Annotated in this window: 23 protein-coding genes and 1 tRNA gene; 5 read left to right on the top strand and 19 right to left on the bottom strand. The window is 62.4% G+C overall.

Annotation, left to right across the window (positions count from 1 at the left end; all coding sequences use genetic code 11):
* Positions 1 to 84: 84 nt before the first annotated feature.
* Positions 85 to 1,266 carry an MFS transporter gene (locus AB8841_RS17110; RefSeq protein ID WP_370437027.1) on the bottom strand — a complete coding sequence of 394 codons (1,182 nt, stop codon included), beginning with the start codon at positions 1,264 to 1,266 and terminating at the stop codon, positions 85 to 87.
* 165 nt (positions 1,267 to 1,431) lie between these two features.
* Between AB8841_RS17110 and AB8841_RS17105 the strand changes: the two genes are divergently transcribed.
* The gene (locus AB8841_RS17105) at positions 1,432 to 2,346 is read left to right on the top strand and encodes a LysR family transcriptional regulator (protein ID WP_370437026.1); all 915 of its coding nucleotides are present in this window, start codon (positions 1,432 to 1,434) and stop codon (positions 2,344 to 2,346) included.
* A gap of 164 nt (positions 2,347 to 2,510) precedes the next feature.
* Here the strand turns inward: AB8841_RS17105 and AB8841_RS17100 are convergent, their stop codons facing one another.
* The 10 genes from AB8841_RS17100 to AB8841_RS17055 form a co-directional block, all read right to left on the bottom strand.
* A complete protein-coding gene (locus AB8841_RS17100) occupies positions 2,511 to 4,457 on the bottom strand; it encodes a M23 family metallopeptidase (RefSeq protein WP_370437025.1) in 1,947 nt (648 codons plus the stop codon).
* 318 nt (positions 4,458 to 4,775) lie between these two features.
* Positions 4,776 to 5,306: a dihydrofolate reductase family protein gene (locus AB8841_RS17095; protein ID WP_370437024.1), complete on the bottom strand. Its 531-nt coding sequence runs from the start codon at positions 5,304 to 5,306 to the stop codon at positions 4,776 to 4,778.
* A 407-nt stretch (positions 5,307 to 5,713) separates the two neighbouring features.
* Positions 5,714 to 6,715, bottom strand: coding sequence for a D-cysteine desulfhydrase family protein (locus tag AB8841_RS17090; protein WP_370437023.1), 1,002 nt, complete (start codon positions 6,713 to 6,715; stop codon positions 5,714 to 5,716).
* Between the two features lie 192 nt (positions 6,716 to 6,907).
* Positions 6,908 to 7,996, bottom strand: a complete 1,089-nt coding sequence (locus tag AB8841_RS17085; protein WP_370437022.1) for a sensor histidine kinase — start codon at positions 7,994 to 7,996, stop codon at positions 6,908 to 6,910.
* A 2-nt stretch (positions 7,997 to 7,998) separates the two neighbouring features.
* Entirely contained in the window at positions 7,999 to 9,495 is a 1,497-nt protein-coding gene (locus AB8841_RS17080) for an ATPase domain-containing protein (RefSeq protein ID WP_370437021.1), read from the bottom strand.
* Entirely contained in the window at positions 9,485 to 9,835 is a 351-nt protein-coding gene (locus AB8841_RS17075; protein WP_370437020.1) for a HigA family addiction module antitoxin, read from the bottom strand. The genes AB8841_RS17080 and AB8841_RS17075 overlap by 11 nt, the downstream gene beginning before the upstream one ends.
* Before the next feature lie 522 nt (positions 9,836 to 10,357).
* Positions 10,358 to 11,413: an ABC transporter ATP-binding protein gene (locus AB8841_RS17070; protein ID WP_370437019.1), complete on the bottom strand. Its 1,056-nt coding sequence runs from the start codon at positions 11,411 to 11,413 to the stop codon at positions 10,358 to 10,360.
* A gap of 120 nt (positions 11,414 to 11,533) precedes the next feature.
* Positions 11,534 to 12,346: a carbohydrate ABC transporter permease gene (locus tag AB8841_RS17065; protein WP_370437018.1), complete on the bottom strand. Its 813-nt coding sequence runs from the start codon at positions 12,344 to 12,346 to the stop codon at positions 11,534 to 11,536.
* Between the two features lie 32 nt (positions 12,347 to 12,378).
* A complete protein-coding gene (locus AB8841_RS17060; RefSeq protein ID WP_370437017.1) occupies positions 12,379 to 13,257 on the bottom strand; it encodes a carbohydrate ABC transporter permease in 879 nt (292 codons plus the stop codon).
* An 88-nt stretch (positions 13,258 to 13,345) separates the two neighbouring features.
* Positions 13,346 to 14,602, bottom strand: a complete 1,257-nt coding sequence (locus AB8841_RS17055) for a sugar ABC transporter substrate-binding protein (protein WP_370437016.1) — start codon at positions 14,600 to 14,602, stop codon at positions 13,346 to 13,348.
* Between the two features lie 314 nt (positions 14,603 to 14,916).
* On the opposite strand from AB8841_RS17055, the gene AB8841_RS17050 reads away from it, so the two are divergent.
* Both AB8841_RS17050 and AB8841_RS17045 read left to right on the top strand, forming a co-directional pair.
* Positions 14,917 to 15,306: a hypothetical protein gene (locus tag AB8841_RS17050; RefSeq protein WP_370437015.1), complete on the top strand. Its 390-nt coding sequence runs from the start codon at positions 14,917 to 14,919 to the stop codon at positions 15,304 to 15,306.
* A 38-nt stretch (positions 15,307 to 15,344) separates the two neighbouring features.
* Positions 15,345 to 15,614 (top strand): hypothetical protein, encoded by a 270-nt coding sequence (locus tag AB8841_RS17045; RefSeq protein WP_370439290.1) that lies wholly within the window; start codon positions 15,345 to 15,347, stop codon positions 15,612 to 15,614.
* Between the two features lie 708 nt (positions 15,615 to 16,322).
* On the opposite strand, the gene AB8841_RS17040 is transcribed toward AB8841_RS17045, so the two are convergent.
* The 3 genes from AB8841_RS17040 to queA all read right to left on the bottom strand — a co-directional run bounded on the left by AB8841_RS17040 (position 16,323) and on the right by queA (position 18,845).
* Positions 16,323 to 16,398, bottom strand: a tRNA-Lys gene (locus tag AB8841_RS17040).
* 131 nt (positions 16,399 to 16,529) lie between these two features.
* The gene (tgt, locus tag AB8841_RS17035; RefSeq protein ID WP_370437014.1) at positions 16,530 to 17,711 is read right to left on the bottom strand and encodes a tRNA guanosine(34) transglycosylase Tgt; all 1,182 of its coding nucleotides are present in this window, start codon (positions 17,709 to 17,711) and stop codon (positions 16,530 to 16,532) included.
* A gap of 57 nt (positions 17,712 to 17,768) precedes the next feature.
* Positions 17,769 to 18,845 carry a tRNA preQ1(34) S-adenosylmethionine ribosyltransferase-isomerase QueA gene (gene queA / locus AB8841_RS17030; protein ID WP_370437013.1) on the bottom strand — a complete coding sequence of 359 codons (1,077 nt, stop codon included), beginning with the start codon at positions 18,843 to 18,845 and terminating at the stop codon, positions 17,769 to 17,771.
* Between the two features lie 181 nt (positions 18,846 to 19,026).
* Between queA and AB8841_RS17025 the strand changes: the two genes are divergently transcribed.
* On the top strand, positions 19,027 to 19,485 hold the full coding sequence (locus AB8841_RS17025) for a hypothetical protein (RefSeq protein WP_370437012.1): 459 nt from the start codon (positions 19,027 to 19,029) through the stop codon (positions 19,483 to 19,485).
* Positions 19,486 to 19,536: 51 nt separating this feature from the next.
* On the opposite strand, the gene AB8841_RS17020 is transcribed toward AB8841_RS17025, so the two are convergent.
* The 4 genes from AB8841_RS17020 to coaD are packed head-to-tail and all read right to left on the bottom strand — an operon-like array spanning position 19,537 to position 21,657.
* Positions 19,537 to 20,004 carry a peptidylprolyl isomerase gene (locus AB8841_RS17020; protein ID WP_370437011.1) on the bottom strand — a complete coding sequence of 156 codons (468 nt, stop codon included), beginning with the start codon at positions 20,002 to 20,004 and terminating at the stop codon, positions 19,537 to 19,539.
* A 48-nt stretch (positions 20,005 to 20,052) separates the two neighbouring features.
* Entirely contained in the window at positions 20,053 to 20,574 is a 522-nt protein-coding gene (locus tag AB8841_RS17015; RefSeq protein ID WP_370437010.1) for a hypothetical protein, read from the bottom strand.
* Positions 20,575 to 21,123, bottom strand: a complete 549-nt coding sequence (locus AB8841_RS17010) for a peptidylprolyl isomerase (protein ID WP_370437009.1) — start codon at positions 21,121 to 21,123, stop codon at positions 20,575 to 20,577.
* A gap of 33 nt (positions 21,124 to 21,156) precedes the next feature.
* The gene (coaD, locus tag AB8841_RS17005) at positions 21,157 to 21,657 is read right to left on the bottom strand and encodes a pantetheine-phosphate adenylyltransferase (protein WP_370437008.1); all 501 of its coding nucleotides are present in this window, start codon (positions 21,655 to 21,657) and stop codon (positions 21,157 to 21,159) included.
* 627 nt (positions 21,658 to 22,284) lie between these two features.
* Here coaD and AB8841_RS17000 point away from each other — a divergent pair.
* Positions 22,285 to 23,037: a hypothetical protein gene (locus tag AB8841_RS17000; RefSeq protein WP_370437007.1), complete on the top strand. Its 753-nt coding sequence runs from the start codon at positions 22,285 to 22,287 to the stop codon at positions 23,035 to 23,037.
* Positions 23,038 to 23,117: 80 nt separating this feature from the next.
* On the opposite strand, the gene gyrA is transcribed toward AB8841_RS17000, so the two are convergent.
* The gene (gene gyrA / locus AB8841_RS16995) at positions 23,118 to 25,817 is read right to left on the bottom strand and encodes a DNA gyrase subunit A (RefSeq protein WP_370439289.1); all 2,700 of its coding nucleotides are present in this window, start codon (positions 25,815 to 25,817) and stop codon (positions 23,118 to 23,120) included.
* Positions 25,818 to 25,924: the final 107 nt, after the last annotated feature.

Raw genomic sequence — 25,924 nt, 5'->3', positions numbered from 1 at the left:
GCAGTCTCCAGTTGATTGAGCCCGGCGGCACATGGCCGGATCGGCTCTTTGGTCGAGGTGAGGTTCGCAGACGGTTTCGGGCCATCATGCAGGCTGTCCGACCGGCTCTGGGCGACGGTCGAGGATGCCGCTCCAGATCGTCAGAACGAGAGCGACCGCAACCAGAATCGCGCCGACCCACGGGGTGGCGCCAAGCCCAAGCGGCGACGCGACGACCGTGCCGCCAACCCAGGCCCCGACGGCAATGCCGAGATTGAACGCTGCAATGTTGAGAGCCGAAGCGACGTCGACCGCACCCGGGCGATGCTGCTTTGCGAGCTCGACCACATAGATCTGAAGCCCCGGCACGTTGGCGAAGGAAAGAAATCCGAGCGCCGCGAGGGTGATGAGCGCCCACCGCGGCGAAACGGCCGTGAAGGTGAAGACGAAGAGCACTGCCGCCTGGAGGGCAAAGAGACCGATCAGCGCCCGGACCGGGTTCCGATCGGCGATGCGGCCGCCCGCCAGGTTTCCGACCGCGATGGCAGCACCGTAGAGGACGAGGACCAGACTCACGCTCGATGCCTCGAATCCGGTCACCTGCTCCAGGATGGAGGCGAGGAACGTGAAGGTCACGAAGGTGCCGCCGTAGCCCATCGCCGTCATGGCGAAGACCAGAAGCAGGCGGCCGCTGCCGAGCACGCGGACCTGCTCGATCAGGCGAGCCGGCGCAGGCCTGGACAGGGTGGACGGCAGCAGCCCCGCGATCCCGGCAAAGGCGACGATACCGAGCCCCGATACGGCCCAGAAGGTGGCGCGCCAGCCGAAGGTCTGGCCGATGAAGGTGCCCAGTGGCACGCCGGTGACGATGGCCACCGTCAGGCCCATGAACATCATCGCGATGGCGGAGGCGCGGCGGTTCTCCGGCACAAGGTCGGCCGCGATGGTCGACCCGACCGAGAAGAAGACGCCATGGGCGGAAGCGGAGATCACACGGGCGATCAGCAGCATCTCATAGCTGGCGCTGAGCGCCGCCATGACATTCCCTGCAACGAACAATCCCATGAGCCCGAGCAGGAGGGGCTTGCGCGCCAAGCGCCCGGTCAACGCGGTGATGACGGGAGCCCCGAACGTCACGCCGAGGGCGTACACGCTGACGATCAGGCCCGCGAGAGAAAGATTGATTCCAAGATCGTCGGCGACCGTGGGCAGAAGGCCGACAATGACGAATTCGGTCGTGCCGATCGCATAGGCCGCGATCGTCAAGGCAAAAAGAGCAAGAGGCATGACAAGGTCCATTCCACCTGAGCCGTTCAGGTGCAGGTTGCTGACGAAAGGCTCGCCTGTTGGTCGAGGCTGTTTCGCTCCGGAATATGAGCCACGGGGGCTTGCGCGATTAGCCGGTGCAATGGATCAATGCTTTTGAATTGAATTCAAAGACAGGCGCGCGACATGGACAATCGAGCGGGAGAGATGGAAGTCTTTGCCCAGGCAGCCCAGCTCGGCAGCTTTTCCGCGGCAGGGCGCAAGCTGGGGCTCTCACCATCCGCCGTCAGCAAGATCGTCACACGGATCGAGACACGGCTGGGAACCCGCCTGATGGTTCGCTCGACCCGCGCGCTTCAACTGACCCCCGAAGGCGACATCTATCTGCAGCGGGCGCAGCGTATCCTGGGCGAGATCGAGGAAACCGAACGGGTGGTTGCAGGCGGCGCGAAGGCCACTCCCCGCGGCAAGCTGCGGGTCAGTGCCTCAGTGGGGTTCGGCGTTCGGCATGTGGTGCCGCTCGTGCCGGATTTTCTGAGCCGCTACCCGAACGTGGAACTCGATCTGTCGCTCACCGACGGCGTGATCGATCTGCTCGAGGAACGCGCGGATATTGCAATCCGCTCAGGTCCGCTGCGCGACTCTTCCCTGAAAGCCCGCAAGATCCTGCAGAGCCGGCGCGTTGTCGTAGCCTCCCCGGGCTATCTCGAGAGACATGGCATGCCCGAGAAGCCCGATGATCTGAATCGGCACAATTGCCTGCTGTTCAACTTCCGACGCGGCGTCGAGGAGTGGCCCTTCCGAGATCCGGGCGGTGGAACCGTCTACACGAGAGAGGTCTTCGGCAACTTTCAGGCCAATAACGGCCCAACCGTGCGCCGTCTTTGCCTCGAAGGACTTGGGCTGGCGCGGATCGGACAGTTCCATGTTCAGCCTGATATCGATTCCGGTCGGCTCGTTCCGGTGTTGGAGCCCTTCAATCCCGAGGATATCGAACTCATTCACGCGGTCTTTGTCGGCCACGAGCACCTCGCTGCGCGCATCCGCGCCTTCATCGACTTTCTGGGAGAGAAAATCGTACCCCGCGGCAGTCGCGACTAGAGCCTTTTCCGCAAAAGTGGATGCCGGTTTTGCGTGAAAAGATGCTCTAAGCCTACGGACCATAAGGGCAAGTGCCGCCGTTGAGATCGGCCTCCACCGGCACGTCCGCGTACCGGCTGCGAAAGTCCGAGAGCGCCGGGATCAGATCGAACTGCCATCACGCGTCAGCCCTTATGACGCAGATCGTCCATGTGCCGCCCCTCCTGCTGGAAGGACGCCAGCGCCTCACCGGTGAGCCCTTGCCCGTCGGGGAGACGGACTTTCATCGGATCGACGAACCGATCGTTGATCTTGACCTCGTAGTGAACGTGGGGCCCCGTCGAGAGGCCGGTCGAACCGACATAACCGATCACCTGCCCCTGTCGCACCGTTGCGCCTGGGGTGATCCCGCGCGCAATCCGTGCCAGGTGGCCGTAACCCGTCATGTAGCCGTTCAGGTGTCTGATCTCGATGTGATTGCCGTAGCCGGAAGCCGTTCCGGCCGCCTCGACGATCCCATCGCCCGTTGCCATGATCGGTGTTCCCCGTGGAGCCGCCCAATCGACGCCATTATGGGGACGGGTGTAGCCGAGAATGGGATGGAACCGCCCGCCGAAGGGCGAACTGAGACGCCCTTCGGCAACAGGCTTTCTCACGAGGAGCTTCTTGGCCGAGTGGCCTTCCTCGTCGAGATATTCGACGTCTCCCGTCACGGGAGACTGATAGCGATACGCTTTTCGGATCTCATCTCCGATTTTCAGCGCCACATAGAGCAGTTCGGGATCGCGCCCCTCGTCGTTGACGAAGAACAGCGAGAGGCCATCCCGGTGGGTGGCCTGCCGGTTGAAGTCGACATTGTACGCGAGAGCCCGGATCATGGTGTCGATGATCGGACGCGGGATCCCATTCTCGAGGCAGGTCTCATAGACGCTCTCGTACAAACTGACCCCTTCTCCATCCTCGTCCACTTTGTCATCGGATGAAGCGACCTCCGGGGATGGCTGATCAGTTCTCAGGACGGGAACGAATTGCCCCTGATCGTTCTCGGCGACATTCTCCAGGACGTCGCCGTCTCGCTCGATGGTGACTTTCTCGATGGGCCGGCCACCGGTTTGCGGCCCCAGAAGAAGCCGGATATGAGGCCCCTCGGGGAGCCCGGACTGGGGCCAGGAACCCAATGCGGCCAGGATCTTATCGGTTCGCGCCTGGGTCGCGCCGTTCTTGCGAAGCGCGAATTCGAGCGTTTCCCCACGCTCCAGCGTGATCTCGCGCTCCTCGTAGAGCGGCGATGCGGAATTGAGCTGGTTCTTCGGAATTGAAACGACATTCTCAGGCGCAACGCGAACGTCGATCGCATCGAAGGGATCCGATGGAGCTCGCTCGCTCATCCCTTGCTCGTTCTGATCTTTGAAACGAAAGGTTCGGGCAAGGATGCGCTGCTGCGTAAATCCCTCCGGCAGGTGTGAGACGTCCGAGGTCAGGCTGGTGAGCTCCCTGATCTGATCCGCGACGTTGTCCTCCGTCAGCGCTGGCGCATCGTCCTGAATCGTGAGAGCGGCCAGACTGCTTCTGATGATGGTCGCTTCGGTCTCGGACGGATCATAGGAAGCCGACGCTTCGTCTTCCACGGGAGCTTCGCGCTCACGCTCGAGGACCATGTGCGCAAAGTCGAATGGAGGCATGTCCTCGATCTCGGCCCGGGTCAGCGAAAGATCCGTCTTGAGCCGGACATACGCCCGGGTCCGGATGACTTCATGATCACCCACCTGCTCAACGCTGGGGGCGCTGAATTCCTTTTTTGCCGCAGCCGGCACAGGGCCGAGAGCCAATCGGTCGCCTTTCTGCCCGACAACGTCCGAATCCTGGAAGTCGCGGACGGAGCGGATCACGACCCGCTCGGGCCTCTCGATATTCACGCCCTCTGTCTCGACAGCTCCGTAGAGCGCCGTTCCGATGAGCGCTCCACCACTGACGCTGACCAGGAGGCAAGCGGTGAGCCAAGGGAGATTGATGACGGGTCTGCTGCTGTTCGAACGGCTCTCGAGCGGTGCGAAGCCTGCATCAAACTCTGTTCGTGCGGAGAGCGCCTCTCCAGTTCGAGCCGAGGAAGATAGAGCAGTGAGGTGTTTCACGGCGAGTCGTCGACCAGGTGGGATTTCAGGGGAGAGGACCGCCGCCCTTCAAACTTGACCGTTTTGTGGCGGAATGGGGCGGCCCTGCCCTGCGCCGCGCGTATAGGTGGCCTTGCGGGCGAACGGACGACCAAAGGCAGGGCAAGGTGCAGGAGCGCTCAAGGCCTCGAATGCGGGAAGTGGGAACCGGCTTTGCGTGAAAAGATGCTCAAGAACACAGGCTTACAGTCTGTCCCGATCTCAGGGCGAACGTAAGAGGCTGCCGTCGCCCTTTTCAAAAGCCGCCTCTTCAGCGGTCCGTCAGGCACATCGCCGCAATTATGCTGGAACGTATGTCAACCTGATCACATTCTCGCCGATACGATCGCTCGCCACGAGGCGCAGTGGCGGCCGCGGCCCGGCGAAGTACGGCTTGCCGCCGCCGAGCACAACGGGATGGAGGTACAATCGATACTCGTCGACAAGTCCCAAGTCGGTCAAACCTCCCGCCAACTCAGGTCCGGAAACTTCAATCACCCCATCGAGCCGAGCTTTCAGCCCGCGTATCGCGGCCTCTACGTCATCCTTGACGAGGGTGGCGTTCGGGCCGACCGATTTCAACGAGCGCGACACGACCCATTTCGGTTGGCTTCGCCACGCCGCCGCATAGTCGCGCTCGGCCTCGTCCCACTCGGGATGATCCTCGTCCCAATACCGCATCACCTCGTACATGCGGCGGCCATAGACACTGCCGGTCAGGCCGCGCACGTCATCGATAAAATGCTGAAAAAGCGCGGGTTCGGGCTTAAACGCCATGTGGTCGACATAGCCGTCCAGCGACTGGTTCAAGACAAAGACAAGTCTCGCCATACCGAATCTTCTCCTCGCTGCCTTCCCCCAAGACCCCCGAGGGTACGTGGAATTGAAGCAGGCGACAATCCGGCCACCTACTTGCCGCCATGCCCACTTGTCGGAAGGCCAATTTTCCGGCCTGTCACCCACAATAGCGGATTATCGCCTCACCACGCCTTATGAGTCATCGAAATACCCGCGAGATTTCAGCGGAAGATCGAGGCGTGCTCGGTGGCTTTTGCCGTCCGGAGCATGGGACGTGAAAAGTGGACCCACTCTTCACGTCCCATGCTCCGGATCGCGCAGGTGCTGAGCAGGTGGATCCCTGAGCGCAACCCTGAACAAGCGACGGCTCGACGAAACGGCTGCGCCGGAATGTCTCCTGCGGGTCGACGAGCGGCGGGACTACCCTCTGGCCGAAGCGTTCACGGCGCGGTCCGACTGAACATCTCTTGATAGGCGAACAGTGCAGGCGCGCCGCCAGTGTGGATGAAAAGCAGTTCGTCCTTCGGGCCGAAGCGGCCCGTTCTGATGCCGTTGATGACGACCGCCATCGCTTTCGAGGTATAAACAGGATCGAGCAAGATCCCTTCGTATCGCGCGCATAACGCGATAGCCTCGCGGGAGGAGTCGTTGGGCAGCCCGTAGCCCGGAAGGTACATGCTGTCGTCGAGGCGGATCGCCGACTTGGCTGCATCCGTGCCGAGCAACGCTGATACGCCATCCACCAGAGCCTCGACGATCGGGCGCTGCTTTTCGACCGGACGGGAGATCGTCGCGCCGATCAATGCCGATGTCGATTTCGAGAGGTGAAGACCTGCGAGCAGCCCCGCATGGGTCCCGCCGGATCCCGAAACGACGAAGATGTGCGTGAAGCTCCGTCCGAGCGCACGCTCCTGCTCGGCGATTTCCATGGCGCAGGCGACGTAGCCTAGACAGCCGATCGGGTTGGAGCCGCCCACGGGGATGACGTAGGGCGATTTTCCTTGGCTCTGCAACTGTTCGGCGCAGTGGGTGACCGCCTCCGCAAGGCTGTCGTCTCGTCGGACCAGGTGAACCTCGGCCCCGACTAGGTCGTCGATCAGCCGGTTCGCCGAGTTGTAATACGCTGGAAGCCGGTCAGGGACTTCGTCGATCAGGACGATGTGACATTCCAGACCGAGCCTGGCCGCTGCAGCGGCTGTCAGTCGTGCATGATTGGATTGCAAAGCCCCGGATGTAACGATGGCGTTGCATCCCTTCGCCTGCGCATCGGCCAAGAGATATTCGAGCTTTCGCAGCTTGTTGCCGCCCATGGCGATGCTGCCGAAATCGTCCCGCTTGATGGAAATGCGGGGGCCACCGAGGGCAGCCGACAGCCGGTCGAGCGGCTCGATCGGGGTCGGCCACTGGGACAGTTCTACTCGCGGAAATCTCTCGTGCTGCATCGGCTCAAGTCGTTTCAGTCTGCCCCTGAAGGTCGTCCTGCAAGGTGCTACCATGGACCGCGATTGGGAGAAAGAGGCGGTCCGAACCGCCGAAGCCGAGTTCAACCGCTCGGCCGATACCCACCCCCCACAGACTTGTCGGCGAAGCGTTCGACGCGATCGCTGCACAGGCTCCGGACCCCGGTCGGGAACCTACGCCACAGGAGCATTGACGCTGCACACCACGCCGGTTGGCGGAAAGGCGATTTCCACATGGCCATCCAGGTCCTGCGCCAAACTGCGCTCGATCAACCGCGACCCGAAGCCTCTCCGGCGCGGAGCCACCACAGGCGGGCCCCCGGCCTCCATCCAGCGCAGGCTCAGCCGGGGCGGCGCGGCCCCGTTCTGCACGGTCCATAACACCTGGACCGTGCCAGCCTTGTTGGACAAGGCGCCATATTTCACCGCGTTGGTTGCCAACTCATGCAGAGCCATCGCCAGCGCCAGCGACATGCGCGGCGTCACCCGCACATGCGGACCCTCGATGTGGAAGCGGCTCTCCCCGGGGATCTCGTAAGGCTTGAGGGCGTTTGCGACCACTTCGATCAGGTCCGCTCCCTCCCAGCTCTCGCGCGTGAGCACGTCATGGGCGCGGGACAGAGCCAACAGGCGCATCTCCAAAGCCTCGCGCGCCTCCTCCTTGTTGTCTGCCGTCCGTAAGGTTTGAGCCGAGATGGACTGCACCGTCGCGAGAGTGTTCTTCACCCGATGGTTCAACTCATTGATGAGCACCCTCTGATGCTCGACCGCGCGCCTTTCCTTATCCAGCGCTGTCCTCAGGCGCTCCTCACCTCGGTGCAGGTCGTCCAGCCGGGCCCGCGCCTCGTACTGTCGCCGCCGTCCCCGCAACGCCGAGCGGGCGACGCTCACCAGCGTTCCGGGATGAAAGGGGCGCTCCAGAAAGGTCACATTACCCAGCACCTCGGAGAGCCGCGCCAGCGCTGGATTACGTTCAATCCCGCCGCCGCGCAGAGTCAGCAGCACGAAAGCCAAGTCCGACCACGGCGGCTGATCCATCAGCCAGCGCGAGAGATCCTTGAGATCGGCCGTGCGGAACGCTTCCTCCGTGACCAGGGCGAAGCCGGCCCCGCGGGCAATCTCACGCGCCAACGCCGGCAGGTCAGGGCAAATCTCCGCCACGATCCCCACGCTTCGCAGGATATCCGCCGCAACAGCCGCATCCCGCCCGTGCGGCGCCAGAATGAGCGCTCGCTCCGAATAGAATTGAGGATCGCCGCTCATATTCAACGGTCTTCGAGCAGTCGGTCACGGTCGTTGTTGGCGAAGACTGGCGTACCGCGCAGAACGCCTTGGAAGCCCGTGAGAGGCTCTCCGACGGAGAGGCCCCTGCTGTCGATCCGGATCTCGCGAATGGTGTTCTCGTGCGTGCCGAACCGCTTCTTGATGATCGAGATCGCTCGCCGAATCTGGCCGAAGGCCTCGAAGTAACGCAGCAGGATCACGGTATCGGCCAGGTAAGTGACGTCGACGGGAGACTTCATGTCGCCGACAAGTCCGTGCTGGGCCACCGTAAGGAAGGTCGAGGTTCCCTGCCGGTTGAGGTATTGCAGCAGCTCGTGGATATGCAAAGTAAGAAACTGCTCCTCCGGCATGGCCGACTGATAGCCGTTGAGGCCGTCGATGACGACCGTCTTCACACCATAGCGATCAATCCTGGTGCGCACCCGGTTGGTGAATTCACCCGGCGAGAGCTCAGCGGCATCGACCTGCTCAATGAACAGATTGCCGCTGGCGCACAACGCGTTCAGATCGATGCCCGTCAGCTTGGTTCGGTCGATCAGGAGGCCAAGCTCTTCGTCGAAAATGAACAGGGCCGCCTTCTCGCCACGGAGAGCGGCGGCAACAGCGAACTGCACGGTCAGAAGGGATTTGCCCGACCCGGCCGGTCCCATGACCAGCGTGCTGGAGCCCTGCTCGACGCCGCCGCCAAGGAGCGCGTCGAGTTCACCGATGCCGCTGGTGAGCACGTCGCGGGCAAAGCCTGTCTTGTGCTCGCTGGAGATCAGACGTGGAAAGACCTGGACACCACCCTCGGCAATGATGAAGTCGTGGAAGCCGCCCCGGAAGGACTGGCCGCGGTACTTGATCACGCGCAGGCGGCGGCGCTCGGCTCCGTAGGTCGGCGTGAGCTCTTCCAGGCGGATGACGCCATGGGCCAGGCTGTGAACGGTTTTGTCGTTCGTGTCCGTGGTCAGGTCATCCAGCATCAGCACCGTTGCGCCTTGCTTCGCAAAGTAATGCTTCATTGCGAGGATCTGGCGGCGGTAGCGCAAGGAGCTCTGCGCCAGGAGCCGGATCTCGGAGAGGCTGTCGATGACGATCCGGACCGGCCGGGTTCGGTCGATCGCCTCGAACACTGCCTTGGTGGTTTCGCCGAGTTCGAGGTCGGACGAGTAGAGCAGGCTCTGCTGGTGCTCGTCATCCAGAAGGTTCTCCGGCGGCACGAGTTCGAACACTTGAACGCCATCGCCAAGGACCCAACCATGCGAAGCTGCGCCCTCGCGCAGCTCCCGTTCCGTCTCCGACATGGTGATGTAGAGCCCGGCTTCTCCGACCTTCGCTCCTTCGAGCAGGAACTGGAGCGCGATGGTGGTCTTGCCGGTGCCGGGGCTGCCCTCCAGGAGATAGACGTGTCCGGGGGACAGCCCTCCGATGAGAATGTCGTCCAGCCCTGCAACCCCGGTCCGTGCTTTCGGGGAGGGTTGAGGCTTACCGGTCATGACGAAGTCCAATCTCTTTCTGAAGGGCGGCTGGAAGGGTGTGGGCCGGGATCTGCCCAAGCACGCCGGCGAGTGCCTGCTCCGCGTGCCAGAGGTCGTGCTGTTGCTGCCGGTCAAGCCAGAAGTGAGGCGTCGTGCCCGAGAGACGAGCCAAACGAGTGGCCATCTCGGGACTGACCGAAGCCGTCCCGGCGAGGACGCGATGGAGGGTCTGACGCGCGACCCGAAGCTCCCGGGCGGCCTGGCTGACGGAGAGGCCAAGGCCAGGCAGGATCCGGTCACGCAGGATCCTCCCTGGATGAGGTGGCGACACCGCGAGGGCGGCTCGGGGACGGATCATGCGCTTACCTTGAACTCAACCAACTGTAGCGTTATGGGCGACAGGTCTCCGAAAACAAGGGCCGCCGCCGATCTGAGCATGTCAGATCCCTCTCCTCACCCTATCCGGCCTTCAGAAACGTTTAGTTTTTCCTCATCATTCCAGGACACGAAGGTCGGCTTCGAGCAATGATATAAGGGATAAACCAAGGAAAAGAAGGTCCGCTCACCACCTTATGGGCGCGCCAAAATGCTTCTTCCGAGATCTACCGAGGAAGCCTCCGGGAACGTCATGGAAACGTCCGGCAATGGTTGGGGCTCATTTGCCGCCACAGCGGATGCGGCTGAAGTCAGTGCCGCAGGAAAGCCAAGGTGCTTCCGCTGCAGCATCGGACGTGAGACCGAACCCACATCCGAGACATCGGGTTTATGTTATCGAGTATCTCTCACGAAAAACCGGTGCCCGTTTTTTCGCACGATGCTTCCTTCTGAGATCACCGCATCGTTCTTGCGGAAAACCGGAGCTCCGTTTTCGCACGATGCGCTAGATGCGCTTGCCGGTCTGCTCGTCGAAGAGGTGAACGAGCTTCGGATCGGGCGTGACACGGATCTGCTGGCCGGGCTGAGCGTTGACGCGCTCGCGGAAGACGCCGACGACATCGGAACCGCCGAATTTCGCGAAAACCTGCGTTTCCGATCCGGTCGGCTCTACGACCACCACCTCGGCCGGCAAGCCGTTCGAGTCGTCGAGGATGAAGTGCTCCGGCCGGATGCCATAGATGATCCGCTTTCCGTCCGAGGCTGCAGGCGCATTCGCCACCGGCAGGGTCGTGCCGCTGTCCGAGACGAAATGCCCCCCCTGGAGGCGACCTTTCAGGAAGTTCATGGCCGGCGAGCCGATGAAGCCGGCGACAAAGAGGTTTGCCGGACGGTCGTAGAGGTCGAGCGGCGCGCCGATCTGCTCCACGATGCCGTCGTGCATCACCACGATCTTGTCGGCCATGGTCATGGCTTCGATCTGGTCGTGCGTGACATAGACGGTCGTCGTCTTCAGGCGCTGATGCAGCTGCTTGATCTCGGTGCGCATCTGCACGCGCAGCTTGGCATCGAGGTTGGAGAGCGGCTCGTCGAAGAGGAAGACCTGCGGGTCGCGCACGATGGCGCGGCCCATGGCGACACGCTGGCGCTGGCCGCCGGAGAGCTGCCGCGGATAGCGATCGAGCAGCTTGGCCAGGCCGAGAATCTGCGCCGCGTTGCTGACTCGCTCTTCGATCTCCTGCTTCGGCGCCTTCCGCAGCCTCATCGAAAAAGCCATGTTGTCGGCAACCGTCATATGCGGATAGAGCGCATAGTTCTGGAACACCATGGCGATGTCGCGATCCTTCGGCGGGAGATCGTTGACGACGCGAGACCCGATGCGGATTTCACCGCCGGAGATGTTCTCGAGCCCCGCGATCATCCGCAGCAGCGTCGACTTTCCGCAGCCGGAAGGCCCGACAAGGATGACGAATTCGCCATCATCGATGGCGATGTCGACGCCGTGGATGACCTGGGTCTGGCCATAGGCCTTGCGAACATCGACGATCTGGAGTGAAGCCATGTCAGTTGTCCTTAGCTGTCGCGTCGGCGGAGAGAGCCACCGTAGGGCCTATTCGCCAGAGCAGTACAAACGCCGTTGTTTGGAGAAGAAGACAGTTTGCCGGAAACGCCCTGCCCCCGGCTATCCCTTGACGGCTCCCATGGTCAGGCCACTCACCACGTAGCGCTGGAAGATCATCGTCAGGACGAGGGCGGGCGCCATGATCGTAACGGAGGCTGCCATGACTCCGCCCCAATCGATATCGGCATAGGAGAGGAAATTGAACACGGCGATCGGCAGCGTCCTGGTCTTCTCCATGCTGAGCACCTGAGAAAAGAGGAAGTTGTTCCAGGAAAAGATGAATGCCAACGTCGTGGCCGTGATGATGCCGGGTCCGGACAGGGGAAGAATGATCCGAAGGAAGATGTAGTGGCGCGATGCGCCATCGACCATCGCCGACTCCTCGAGCTCTACGGGAATGGTCTCGAAGTAGCTCGACATGATCCAGACCACGATGGGCAGAGCGATCAGCACATGGCTCAGCACCAGCGCCACGTAGGTGTCCATCAGGCCGAGGCGCGAGAAAATGATGTACCACGGCATCAGGAACGAGATGCCTGGCATCAGTCGCGCCAGCAGGATCACCAGCGCGAGGCGCCGTTGAGAAAAGCGAGCTATGGAATAGGCCGCGGGGAGACCGAGCAGGAGTGAGACACCCACTGAGAAAACCGCAACGATCGTCGAATTGATGAAGTACCGGATGAAATCCTGTTCTCCGAATACCCTGTAGTAGTTCTGGAAGGTTGGGCTGAAGACGAACTTGGGTGGCCAGGCGACGATGTCTACCTGGGTCTTGAGCGAGGAGATCAGCATCCAAAGGAAAGGCAGCAGTACAATCGTCGCCAGCATGACGACTGCGCAGTAGAATAGAACCTTGAGTCCAACTTTTTTCATGATCGCTTCTTGTCCCGCGCCGATATGACAGGTCAGGCTGCCGTTCGCTTGCTGAGTCGCGTGATAGCCACGCTGCACGCAAGGACGACCAGAAAGAGCACCACCAGGATGACCGCAGCCTGCCCCATGCGGAAATACTCGAAGCTGTACTTGTAGCCGATGAGGTTGAGCGTCTCCGAGGCGTAGCCTGGGCCTCCGCCTGTCATCGCAAAAATGATGTCGAAGGTCTTGAGGGCATCGATCAGGCGCAGGATGACGGCCGTGACGATGACCGGCATCACCATCGGGATCGTAATAAGCCGGATGATCTGCCATTCGTTTGCGCCATCGATCCGTGCCGCCTCCGCCGGCTCATCGGAAAGAGCCGCGAGACCGGCGAGCACGATCAGCGTGATCATGGGAGTCCATTGCCACACATCGACGATGACGAGGGAGAAGAGGACAGTGCTGGCGTCGGAAATCCAGGCGCTGGTCGGCAGCCCGAGTGTTTCCAGAACGTAATTCGCCAACCCGATCGTTGGATCGTAGAAAAGGTTGAACACGATCCCCACTGCGACCGGGGTCGCGACCAGAGGCAGGAGGAGAAGAAGCTTCACCACGTTCCGACCGACGAAGACGCGGTTCAGCAACAGTGCGGCCGCCACCCCGAGCACGGCCTCCACGGCCACGGCCGAGATGGTGAAAACCATCGTGCGCCACAACGCCTGCAGAAAGCGCGGCTCGATCAACACCTGACCGTAGTTGTCGAGGCCGACGAAAGACGGTGGAGCACCCGACGTCAGCGTCCAGTTCGTCAAGCTGATATAGGTGGTGTAGAGGACCGGAAAGACCATGAGCAGCGCAACGAATAGGATCGCTGGCAGGGGATAGATCCAACGGATATTGCTGTCCGCGTAGCTGTTATGGGTCATGAATTCTCGACGGGTGCAAGCGCGAGGCGCGCCAGGTACTTCAGATCGATGCCGTGCCGCCGTCGGGCGGCACGGCACCCCGGTGGGCTTACTGTCCGTATTCGCCCGTGTCGCGCAGCAGTTTGTTGACCTTGGCGGCGCGGTCCTTCGCCATGTCGCCGAGTTGCGGCGACTCGCCCTTCGTGTTGATCGATTCAAGAACGATCTCACCGATCAGGTCGCGGGCCTCGCCGACGGCACTCATGAAGGGCCGATCGGTCGGATAGCCGTTCTTCGCCACGAACGCGCGCGTCTCGACGAGGCCGGGATCGACCTTGGCCACGACGGCCTGATCCTCCCAAACGGAGGTCCTTGCCATGGTGATGTTGGCGACCATCGCCTTGGCGGCGAGTTCCTTGCTGGTCGCCCAGTCGAGGAAGGTCTTCGCCAAGTCCTTCTTCTTTGACTGGCTGGCCATGGCGAGTCCCCACGAGGTCGCGTAGAAGGGGGAGTTCGCCTTGGGACCGGCAGGGAAGTTGGCGATGCCGACCTTGTCCGCTCCGAGCGACGTCTTCGCGGGATCGGTAATCTGGCCATAGAAGACAGACGCATCCGTCCACATGGCGACACGACCTGCCTGGAACAGCGGCAGGATGTTTTCCCACGACATGGACGTCACACCGCGGGGGCCGTAGCTTCCAATGAGCTTGCCATAATAGCGGATGCCGTCGACGGCCTCTTTCGAATCGAAGACCGCCACTCCCTTGTCGAGATACTGGCCGCCGAAATTATAGACGTAGCTGGAGAGCTGGGTAACGGCCGCCGCACCCTTCCCGCGGGAAGCGAGACCCGCGACACCTCCGGTGTTGAGTTTCTCGGCAGCGGCTGCCAGCTCGTCGAAATTCGTCGGAACCTTGATGCCCGCGGCGGCAAGAAGGTCCTTGCGATAGAACAGGACCTGCCATTCGGTCACCAGCGGAACGATATTCGGCTTGCCGTCGTACGTAACGATGCTCACCGTATTGGCCGGGTAATCCGAGAAGTCGTAGCCGACTAACGGTTCATACCACTTGTTCTTGGCGAAGAGCTTTCCGTCCTGCAGCGGCCGCGTCATGAACACGTCGACCGAGGACGAGTTCGTGGCGAACTCAGTGGTCAATTTGGTCGAGAGCTGGCTTTCCTGGAGGCTCTCGGCATTGACCTTGATGCCACTCTGCTGCTCGAATTCCGGAATAGCCGCCTTGATAATGTCGCCATACGGATGGTTGGCCAGAAGGACACGGATTTCCTTCGTCTGTGCCAACGCCCCCCCGCTCAGAGTCAGTCCGAGGGCCATGGCTAGGCTGAATTTCAAAGTCGCTCTCATTTTTCCTCCCATTGGACCGGTGCAGCAGGAAGCTTGCGCGGCACCGGATTCTGTGCAATTTGGCGATTAGCGCGCGTGGGGCCCAGGCCCACAACCACTGCAGGGCTACCGCCGTTCATACAGCCGCCCTTCTCGAACGGCAAGCGACCGATCCACGTGCTCCGCCGGCGCCTCAAGCCCTTTAGCCTTGCCGCCGGCAGAATGCCGTTCGCTCGCGTTGGGCTCGCCCCGGAATCGAAGGCCGGTGCCGTACTGCTTCAGTCATGGTAGGCATGGTTCGGTTCGGCATGCCGAACCAGAGGGAGTCAGCCGCGATGAAGTGCCTGCGCATCTATGCCACCCCGGATGGCGAGTCGCGTTTCGACGAGGTCGAATTGCCCACGACGAAGCGGTCGGTGCACCCCGACGCCGTGCCGTTCGAGGTGACAGCCAGCTATCCGGCGTCCCGTGTCCGCATCACCCACATTCCGGCCGGCATGCGCGAGGTGGCCTGGCATACGGTCCCGGAGCCGGTGCTGACGGTCAGGCTGGATGGTTCGGTCGAATACGAGACGAGCGACGGAGAGGTGCGCCACGTTTCGGCGGGGAGCTTCGTGTTGGTGGAGGACACACACGGTAAGGGCCATCTGTCACGCCATTCCCCCGAGGTGCAGACCGTCATCTGGATCTCACTCCCGAACGGCCTCGAGTTACCGCCCGCATAGAGCATCGGCCTCAAAAGTGGATGCCACTTTTGGGCCCGATGCTCGTCACTCTGGCGCTCGTCCCGGGGGAGACCGCCGTCAAGGCCAAGATCGGGCCGTCGGTATTGCAACGATCCTGTTTCGCCAACCGCGAGCTTGTTCTGCGGCGAGGCGCCGTCGTCCTGGACACCGGCCCTGTCACCTGTGAACGCTTCGTCAGGACCGGTTCGGAATGCGCTATCGAACAATATTCCGAGCCGGTCTGGGTGCCCAGCGCCGACAATCCGCAATGCCCTGTCGGATTCCGATGCAGGGACGGCCACCGGTGAATTCTGTTCGAGAGCGGAGGTGGCAACATCCGGGGAGAATGGAATGGCCATTCTCGGAGTGATCCGGCTGGCGGCCCATTGGAAACTTCCAGCACAAGAGAAAGGGCTCGCCGTCCGATCTTGGGAGCCGTGAAGACACCCGGCATGGCGCTGACACTTGCTAGAGCATCGTGCGAAGAAGTGGGAACCGGTTCTTCGCGAAAAACGATGCTTCGCCAAAGAGAAAGAGCAAGCATTCCGATCCCGGCAGAATGCAATTTGCTCTAGCGCATCGTGCGGACCCGGCGGCCGCGCTAGAGTATCGGACGTGAAAAGTGGGATCCACGTTTGGAATTGAATCCGATACTCCCTCCTGGAGCATCGAATGCAAAACTGGGAACCGGTTTTGCGTGAAAGGATGCTCAAGACCATAGACGAGCGCATCGTTCCTGCGAAAGAACCGGGCCACATTTCGCACGATGCGCGAGCGCTGCCCACCGGGTCCGCACGATGCGCTAGAGCCTTTTCCGCAAAAGTGGATGCCGGTTTTGCGAAGAAAAGGCGTCTTTCTCAAACAACAAATGCCTTTTCCGTGAACCGAAGTTCATGGAAAAGGCTCTAGGCGTAGGAAGAGCCAGGATCAGGCTTAGAACAGGTGCCGGTAACAGGCTCGGTAACAAGGCTTCCATCGAAGCCTTAAGTTACCCGCCTGATCCTCTGGGAAATAAGTGGTGAGCGCGCTGGGACTCGAACCCAGGACCCTCTGATTAAAAGTCAGATGCTCTACCGGCTGAGCTACGCGCTCCCAGAGGTGAGCCCGAAATAGGGGCTCTTGAGCGGTGGGTCAATCGAAAAGCCCCGGTCCGATGCCGAAATCCGCATTTCAGGCTGCCGGCATTCAGGTTTTCCACCGCCTGAAAAGATGCCTGCTCCCCCTCAGCCCTCTGCCGGCATGGCGATGTTGTCGGCGTGCTGGCCGATTTCGGCCTTGCTGTCGCGCTCTCCCCTCACCCAACCTTCCTTGATTTCGCCGATATGGTCCTCGAGACGGCCTTCCGCGATGGCTTTTCGCAGGCCGGCCATCAACTCCTGGTAATAGGCCAGATTGTTCCAGGTCAGCAGCATCATGCCCAGAATCTCGTTCGAGCGGACGAGGTGGTGGAGATAGGCCCGGCTATAGGTATTCGAGGCCGTGCATTTCGAGCTCTCGTCGAGCGGGCGCGTGTCTTCGGCAAAACGTGCGTTGCGCAGGTTCATGCGGCCGTGCTTGGTGAAGACCTGACCGTGACGCCCGGCGCGGGTGGGCATGACGCAGTCGAACATGTCCACCCCGCGGCGCACGGCCTCGACGATGTCGTCCGGCGTGCCCACGCCCATGAGATAGCGCGGCTTCTCCTTAGGCATATGCGGCTCGACCGCCTCGATCATGCGCAGCATCACTTCCTGCGGCTCGCCCACGGCGAGGCCGCCGATGGCGTAGCCTTTCAGGTCCATGGCGGCGAGTTCCCGCGCGCTTTCGATGCGCAGCCGTTCCACGGCACCGCCCTGAACGATCCCGAACATGGCCTTGCCGGGCTGGTCGCCGAACGCGATGCGGCAGCGCTCCGCCCACCTCAGGGACAGGCGCATGGCCCGCTCCGCCTCCTCGTCCGAGCACGGCAGTCGCACGCATTCGTCAAGCTGCATCTGAATGTCGGAGCCGAGAAGCCCCTGGATCTCGATGGAGCGCTCCGGAGACATGAAGTGCCGCGATCCATCGATATGGGACTGGAAGGTCACGCCGGTCTCGTCCACCTTGCGCAGGGCGGAGAGCGACATGACCTGGAAGCCGCCGGAATCTGTGAGAATCGGATAGGGCCAGTTCATGAACTGATGCAGCCCGCCGAGACGGGCGACACGCTCCGCGCCGGGGCGCAGCATGAGGTGATAGGTGTTGCCGAGCACCACATCCGCGCCGAGCGCCTTCACCTGATCGGGATACATGGCCTTCACGGTGGCGGCCGTGCCCACCGGCATGAAGGCAGGCGTCCGGATGACGCCGCGCGGCATCCGGATTTCGCCGGTTCGTGCGGCTCCGTCCGTCTTCGATACGGTGAAGGTGAAATTCTCGGTGGTCATTCGGTCCTCATGGGATCGGCTCAAGCCCGTGCGGGCACGAAGAGCAGAAATGGCGCATCAACGCCGGAAGAGCAAACTCGCATCGCCGTAGGAGTAGAAGCGATAGCCCGCATCAATGGCATGGGCATAGGCTGCGCGCATGGAATCCAGCCCCGCGAAGGCCGAAACCAGCATGAACAGGGTCGAGCGCGGCAGGTGGAAATTGGTCATCAGCACGTCCACAGCCTTGAAGCGGTATCCGGGCGTGATGAAGATCGACGTATCGCCCGAAAAGGGAGCGATGGTGCCGTCCGCGCGGGCGGCGCTTTCCAAGAGACGCAGCGAGGTGGTGCCGACCGCCACGATCCGCCCTCCTCTCGCCCGCGCCTCGTTGAGGGCCTGTGCGGTTGTCTCGCCGATGGTGCCCCACTCCGCATGCATGCGGTGTTCGCTGGTATCGTCGGCCTTCACCGGCAGGAAGGTCCCGGCGCCCACATGCAGGGTGACGAAGTGGCGGGAGATCCCGCGCGCGTCGAGGCGCCGGAACAGATCGTCGGTGAAATGCAGGCCGGCCGTAGGGGCCGCGACCGCGCCCTCGTCCCTGGCATAGACCGTCTGGTAATCGGTCCTGTCCTTCTCGTCCGTTGCGCGCTTTCCCGCGATATAGGGGGGCAGCGGCAGCTCGCCGAGACGGACGATCGCCTCGTCGAGGAAAGGCCCCGAGAAGGAGAAGCGGAGCGCCACGTCGCCGCCCTCGCCTTTCTCCACGACCTCCGCATCGAGGCGCACCAGCTCGCAGGCCGTGCTCTCCGATTCCTCGCCGAAGCGGATGCGGTCGCCGACGTGAAGTTTCTTCGCCGGACGCGCGAAGGCGCGCCAGCGGTCGGCCCCCTCCCGCTTGTGCAGCATGATCTCGACGCGCGCGGCGGTCTCCTCGCGCATGCGCAGGCCGTAGAGCCGCGAGGGGATGACCTTGGTGTCGTTGAGAACCAGGACGTCGCCCGGCTGCAGGAGCTCCGGCAGGTCGCGCACGATCCGGTCCTCGAGGCCTTCCTCGGGCCTGACGACGAGCATGCGCGCTCCGTCCCGCGGCTCGACGGGACGGAGCGCGATGTTCTGCTCGGGCAGGTCGAAATCGAAGAGGTCGACACGCATTGAGGCGGTTTTCCGGGGGCTTGTTTCAAGGGCACCGGTTATCGGCCTGAAGGACGCTGGCCGTCAATGGCCGCCATCCACCGAAAGTCGAGCGGTTTCAGGCTTCTTCTTCTCGAAGGACTTGCCAGCGGCCATCGATTGAAATGTAATTATATAATCGAGATCGACTCCGAAGGGCAGCATGGAAAACTCTGACGACAAGACCCAACCCAAACCAAACCCGCTCCGTAATCTTTGGCCTGACGTAAAGACCGAGAAAGGTCGAAGAGAGGCTATCAAGGCCGGCGCCATCGCTCTCGCCTATGTCGCGGTCTCATATGCCATCATTGCCGTGCTCGTTCTCACGACAGGCCGGGACTTGATGGGCGCTCTGGACGGGATCGAGATTGCGGTTTCTCTGGGCCTCGACCTCGTGGTCATCGTGGCGGCGAGCCTGATGGCCTGGTTCTTCTATAAGCGCGAGAGCCTCGTCATTGCGTGCGTCGGCGTCATCTGGATTGCTCTCGAAGTTGCGATGAAGCTCGTGACTGCTCCCGGACGCGGAACCGTTGTCGCCCTCTTGGCCCTGCTGTTCAGCATCAATGGCCTACGTGGTGCCCTGGCGGCCCGGAAGGCCTTGCAGCCCACGCCCGAGGCTTAAAAGAAAAACCTCCCGCGCGGGGCGGGAGGTTCTGGACGACAAGTCAGTCGTTCACGCCGCGTCGGCCGCAACCTTCATCGAAACGATGCGGTCCGGATCGCTCACAGGCTCGCCGCGCTTGATCTTGTCCACGTTCTCCATGCCTTCCGTCACCTTGCCCCAGACGGTGTATTGCTTGTCGAGGAAGCGGGCGTCGTCGAAGCAGATGAAGAACTGCGAATTGGCCGAGTGGGGGAAATTGGTGCGCGCCATGGAGCAGGTGCCACGCACGTGCGGCTCGGCATTGAACTCGGCCTTCAGGTCCGGCAGGTCGGAGCCGCCGGTGCCGGTGCCCTGGGGGCAGCCGGTCTGGGCCATGAAGCCGTCGATCACCCGATGGAAGGCGATGCCGTCATAAAACCCCTTACGTGCCAAGGTCTTGATGCGCTCCACATGGCCTGGGGCGAGATCGGGGCGCAGTTCGATGACCACGCGGCCCTTCGTGGTTTCCATGATGAGGGTGTTTTCCGGATCTGCCATCGGTCTCTCCTGAAGCGGTTTGTTCGGCAAAATACTATTCCTGCCCGTTCACATAGGTCGGGCATCGACGAAACGGAAGGCAAAGATGCGTCCCGCGATGGCTGCTCCAAAGCTTTCCGTGAACGGAAAGGGCGTGCAGCGCTCGAAAGCTTCGCGAATGGAGCGTGTGAAAGGCTCGCGCTGCTCTCCCTCCGTTCCCGGCTTGTAATAGGTGATCTGCGGCCTGCCCAGAACCTCGCCGTTCCGCTTGAAGCTGAGGCGCAACGTGATTTCCTGGCCTGAATAGCCGCTCCCACGCGGCGGACGCCAGCAGGCCTGGAGGGCCTTGAAGACGTCCTGCATGGTGTTGATGCGCCCGACCGGCCCCGCATCCGGCCGTGGCCTGACGGTTCCTATGATGCCTTCGGGCAGAGGCGGCAGCTCCTCGTAGGGCCTGTACCAGGAGCCTTCCGGATGACGATAAAGACCGTGACCGCGCCAACCGTCCCCGGCGACCGCCGAAGCGGAGGTCGCGACGAGGAGGAGCGGGACGGCGATCCATCGCGCTCCGGATGGCCGGCCGGAGCCCATTCACTTCGCGTCGGTGGCGAGCTGCATCTTCACGATCTTGTCGGGATTGGACACCATGCCGTTCGCGGCGGCGTTCCCCTTCTTGATCTTGTCGGCCACGTCCATGCCGGACACCACCTCTCCGAAGAGCGTGTATTGTCCGGTCAGCGGGCCGCAGCCGTCGTAGCAGATGAAGAACTGGCTGTTGGCGGAATTGGGGCTCTGCGAGCGGGCCATGCCGACGGAGCCGCGCTTGTAGGGGGTCTGGGTGAACTCCGCCGGAATGTCCGGCAGGTTGGACTTGCCGGTGCCGGTCCCCGTCGGATCGCCCGTCTGGGCCATGAAGCCCTCGATCACCCGATGGAACGGAACGCCGTTATAGAAGCCCTGCTTCGTGAGCGCCTTGATCTGCTCCACATGCTTGGGGGCGAGGTCCGGGCGCAGGCGGATGGTGATGCGGCCGTCCTTGGTGTCCAGGTAAACGGTGTTCTGCGGGTCCTTGGCCTGCTGGGCCGCGGCCGGAACGAGGCCGGCCAGCACGAGCGCACCGGCTACGAGCAAACGCTTCATGGAAGGGGTTCTCCTCTGAGGATCGAAAAAACGTTATGGCCGCGTGAATTTGGCCTTGAGTCGCTCCGCGACAAGTCCTGGCACGAAAGCCGAAACGTCGCCGCCCATGGCGGCGATCTGCCGGACAAGCGTGGCGGTAATCGGGCGGACCGGCGGCGAGGCCGGAAAGAAGACCGTCTGGACCTCGGGCGCCATGGCGGCGTTCATGGACGCCATCTGGATCTCGTAGTCGAAATCCGTGCCGTCCCGCAGACCCCGGATGATGAGGCTGGCCCCCTGGCGCCGGGCGGCATCCACGGCGAGATCGCTGAAGGTGACGACCTCCAGATTCACGCCCCTGGCCTGCAGCTCGGGGCCGCAGACCTCTCGAAGCATCTCGGCCCGCTCCTCGGCCCTGAAGATCGGGGCCTTGGAGGAATGGACGCCGATGGCCACGACGATGGTGTCCGCCACGCTGCAGGCCTGGCGCAGGACGTCCAGATGGCCGTTGGTGACCGGATCGAAGCTGCCGGTATAGAGGGCTGTGCGCGTCATGGCTCAAGGCGTAGCGGGAGAATTCGATATCGGCAAGCCGTGTGCCAACGCACGGCACCCTCGACAGGCCTGTGACAGAAGAAAACCCACATCGCAGGGAGGTTTCCATGATCGTTCGGCTCGTCATCACCCTTGCAACGGCCTTCCTCGTCCTCACGCCCGCCGCCATCGCCTCCGGCTATGTGCTGCTGACGATGTGAGGATCGGCCGGGCGGCGAAAAACTCTTCGGGATCTTGGACTTAGACCGATCTTTCTCAACCGTGGGTTTCTCACGCTGTCAGAATCACGATCCCATGCAACCTAGACTGGACGAGGTCTTGGCTCGCCCTAGGTAACTCTTTGTTAACCTTTACCGGGGGCACTCCATGGCATTTCGTCTTGGCATTGTCGTTCTTCTCGCAGTCGCCCTCCTGAGCCCGGCCGCCGTCCAGGGACTGCATCTTTTCTGATTCCGCCGGACGGCTTCCCGTCCTTGGCTCAGAGCTATCCACTCTCCTGCCCTTCGGCGAAGCCTGGAGCGAGAGGTGCATAGAGGCTTTGAACCTCGACGGACGCCCTGATAGCGAACATCGTATCATCCTGCTAAACTGCGCTTCTGACCAACCGCATCTAGGCAGCTATCGGAAATGATCCCGCGCCTGAGCGAGGCTTTGCAGGCCGCCTATGAGGCATTCGGTCGGCATAGTCTCAGCCACCCCCTGGAAGCGTGCCACTGCGAATCCTGCATGTCCGCAGAAGTCGCCGAGAGCATTCTCAAGACGCCCCTGCGCGAGCTTTCGAACGATCAGCTCTCCGAATACACCAATTCGGCGCATGGCTGGTCGGATCAGTTTCTCTATCTATTGCCGCGCTACATGGAGCTCATCGCCCAGGGTGATAGACCGACTTATCTGGATGCAGACAGCATCTTTTCCCGTTTTCGTGACGCTCCTGAAAATTGCCTTACGCCTCAGGAAACCTACACCCTGGGCAACTGGTTGACGGTCCTGTTCGAGGAAACCTTGCACCATCCCATATCCAATGAAGAGCTGGCCTGCGCGCTCGCACGACAAAACCAGGCGTCCTGGAACGGGTTTGGAAACGATGTCTGCGAGATCGTTCAGATCGCCCTTCCGACGCCTTTCGATACCTTACAATTGCGAGCGCTTTGGGAGGCCTGCCAAACGCGCGAAGCCGCCCTGCGCATGGCCAGTGCAATCTACTTCGGGCTCGGAGCGCGGCGTTTCAACAAGAGCAGCCTGTTATCCAGGCTTCCAACCGAGGCAGCCTCTCATTGGTACGATTGGTTCACGCGCGAGGATCATACGGAGAGGCTGAGCCGGGCATATGAGCGGGAGATGGACCCGCTGGCGAAAGAGTTTCTTCTCTTGGCGATCTGACGCATCGACTCTGTCAGTACCAACAGAAAACCCGCCAACCGAGGTCGGCGGGTTTCAGACCGTCAGATGCGCGGCAGACCTTATTCTTCGCCGCTGGCGACGTCGCCCTCGGCTCCGGCATCGTCGCCATTCTCGCCGTCTTCGCCTTCCTCACCCTCGATGTGCTCCACCGAGACCACGCGTTCCTTGTCGCGCGTGGAGAAGATCGTGACGCCCTGCGAGTTGCGGCCGACGACGCGGATTCCGTCCACCGGGACGCGGATCAGTTGCCCGCCGTCGGTGACGAGCATGATCTGGTCGGCGTTCTCCACAGGGAACGAGGCCACCAGCAGGCCGTTGCGGCTGTTCACCGCCATCGCCGTGATGCCTTTGCCGCCGCGTCCGGTGATGCGGTATTCGTAGGACAGGGTGCGCTTGCCGTAGCCTTTTTCGGAGATCGTCAGGATGCACTGCTCCTGCGCGCTCATCTCCGCATAGCGCTCCTGCGAGAGGGAGACGTTGCCGTTCTCGATCTCTTCCGCGTCCTCCGCACCCGCTGCTTCGGCGTCGCCGTTCGACTGCTCGCCCATGACCGCCCGGCGCATCTTGAGATAGGCGGCGCGCTCCTCGCCCGTCGCCTCCACGTGGCGCAGGATCGCCATGGAGATGATCTTGTCGCCGTCGGCCAGGTTGATGCCGCGCACGCCCATGGAATCGCGGCCCTTGAACACGCGCACATCCGTCACGGGGAAGCGGATGCACTGGCCCTTGGCCGTGGTGAGCAGCACGTCGTCATGCTCCGAGCAGATCTGCACGTCGACGATGGATTCGCCCTCGTCCAGCTTCATGGCGATCTTGCCGCCGCGATTGACCTGCACGAAGTCCGACAGCTTGTTGCGGCGGACCGTGCCCCGCGAGGTCGTGAACATCACGTCGAGCTTGTCCCAGGACGCCTCGTCCTCGGGCAACGGCATGATGGCGTTGATGCGCTCGCCCTGGCTGAGCGGCAGCATGTTCACCAACGCCTTGCCCTTGGCGTTGGGAGCCGCGAGCGGCAGGCGCCACACCTTCTCCTTGTAGGCCTGGCCCTTGGACGAGAAGAAGATCACCGGCGTATGGGTGTTCGCCACGAACAGGCGGGTGACGAAATCCTCGTCCCGCGTCGTCATGGCGGAGCGGCCCTTGCCGCCCCGGCGCTGCGCCCGGTAGGTCGAGAGCGGCACGCGCTTGATGTAACCGGCGTGCGAGACGGTCACCACCATGTCCTCGCGGGCGATGAGGTCCTCGTCGTCCACGTCGGAATCCCAGTCCACGATCCGCGTCTTGCGCGGCGTGGCATAGGCCTCTTTGATCTCGGCGAGCTCATCCTTGATGATGCCCATGATGCGGGCGCGCGAGCGCAGGATCTCGAGATACTCCGAGATCTCGGCCGCGAGCTTGGCGAGTTCGTCGCCAACCTCGTCCCGGCCGAGAGCGGTCAGGCGCTGCAGGCGCAGATCGAGGATCGCGCGGGCCTGAGTCTCGGAGAGGCGATAGGTGCCGTCGTCGTTGATCTTGTGGCGCGGATCGTCGACCAGCGCGATCAGCGGTGCGATGTCGTGAGCCGGCCAGTCGCGGCCCATGAGGGCCTCACGGGCGCTGTTCGGATCGGGCGCCGTGCGGATGAGGCGGATCACCTCGTCGATATTGGCAACCGCGATCGCAAGGCCGCACAACACGTGGGCGCGCTCGCGGGCCTTGTTGAGCAGGAACTTGGTGCGGCGGGAGACGACCTCCTCGCGGAAATCGACGAAGGCGCCGATCAGGTCCTTGAGCGTCATCTGCTCGGGACGGCCGCCGTTGAGCGCCACCATGTTGGCGCCGAAGCTCGTCTGGAGCGGCGTATAGCGATAGAGCTGGTTGAGCACCACGTCCGCCATGGCGTCGCGCTTGATCTCCACCACGATGCGCATGCCGTCGCGGTCGGATTCGTCGCGCAGATCGGCGATGCCCTCGATCTTCTTCTCGCGTACGAGCTCGGCGATCTTCTCGATCAGCGAAGCCTTGTTCACCTGATACGGGATCTCGGTGAAGATGAGCGCCTCGCGATCCTTGCGGATCTCCTCGACCTCGGACTTGGCTCGCATGATGATGGAGCCGCGGCCCGTGGTGTAGGCCGAACGCGCCCCCGCGCGGCCGAGGATCAGCGCGCCGGTGGGGAAATCCGGACCGGGAATGATCTCGATCAGCTCCTCGGCGGAAACACCGGGATTGTCGATATAGGCCAGGCAGCCGTCGATGACCTCGCCCAGGTTGTGGGGGGGCATGTTGGTGGCCATGCCGACCGCGATGCCGCCAGCGCCGTTGACGAGCAGGTTCGGGAAGCGCGCGGGCAGAACCGACGGCTCATCCTTCGACTCGTCGTAGTTAGGCGTGAAATCGACCGTGTCCTTGTCGATGTCGTCGAGCAGCGGCATCGCCGCCTTGGCGAGGCGGGACTCGGTGTAGCGCATCGCCGCCGGGGGATCGCCGTCCACGGAGCCGAAATTGCCCTGCCCGTCCACGAGCATGAGGCGCAGCGAAAAGTCCTGCGCCATGCGCACCAAGGCGTCGTAGATCGCGCTGTCGCCGTGCGGATGGTATTGACCCATCACGTCGCCGACGATACGGGCGGACTTCACGTATTTCTTGTCCGGCGTATAGCCGTTCTCGTGCATCGAATAGAGGATGCGCCGGTGGACGGGCTTGAGACCGTCGCGCGCATCGGGCAAAGCGCGGCTCACGATCACGCTCATGGCGTAATCGAGGTAGGAGCGCTTCATCTCGTCGACGATGGAAATCAGCTTGATGTCACTGGCCGGCTGGTCCCCGCCGGGGCCGCCGGAGCGGGTATCGTTCGGATCGGTCAAGGTAGGTCTTTCTTAAAACG

The organism is Microvirga sp. TS319 (assembly GCF_041276405.1).
In the GTDB taxonomy this organism is placed as follows: Bacteria; Pseudomonadota; Alphaproteobacteria; order Rhizobiales; family Beijerinckiaceae; genus Microvirga.
Note: the sequence above shows the minus strand (reverse complement) of the source record. Positions and strands in the feature narration are given on the sequence as shown.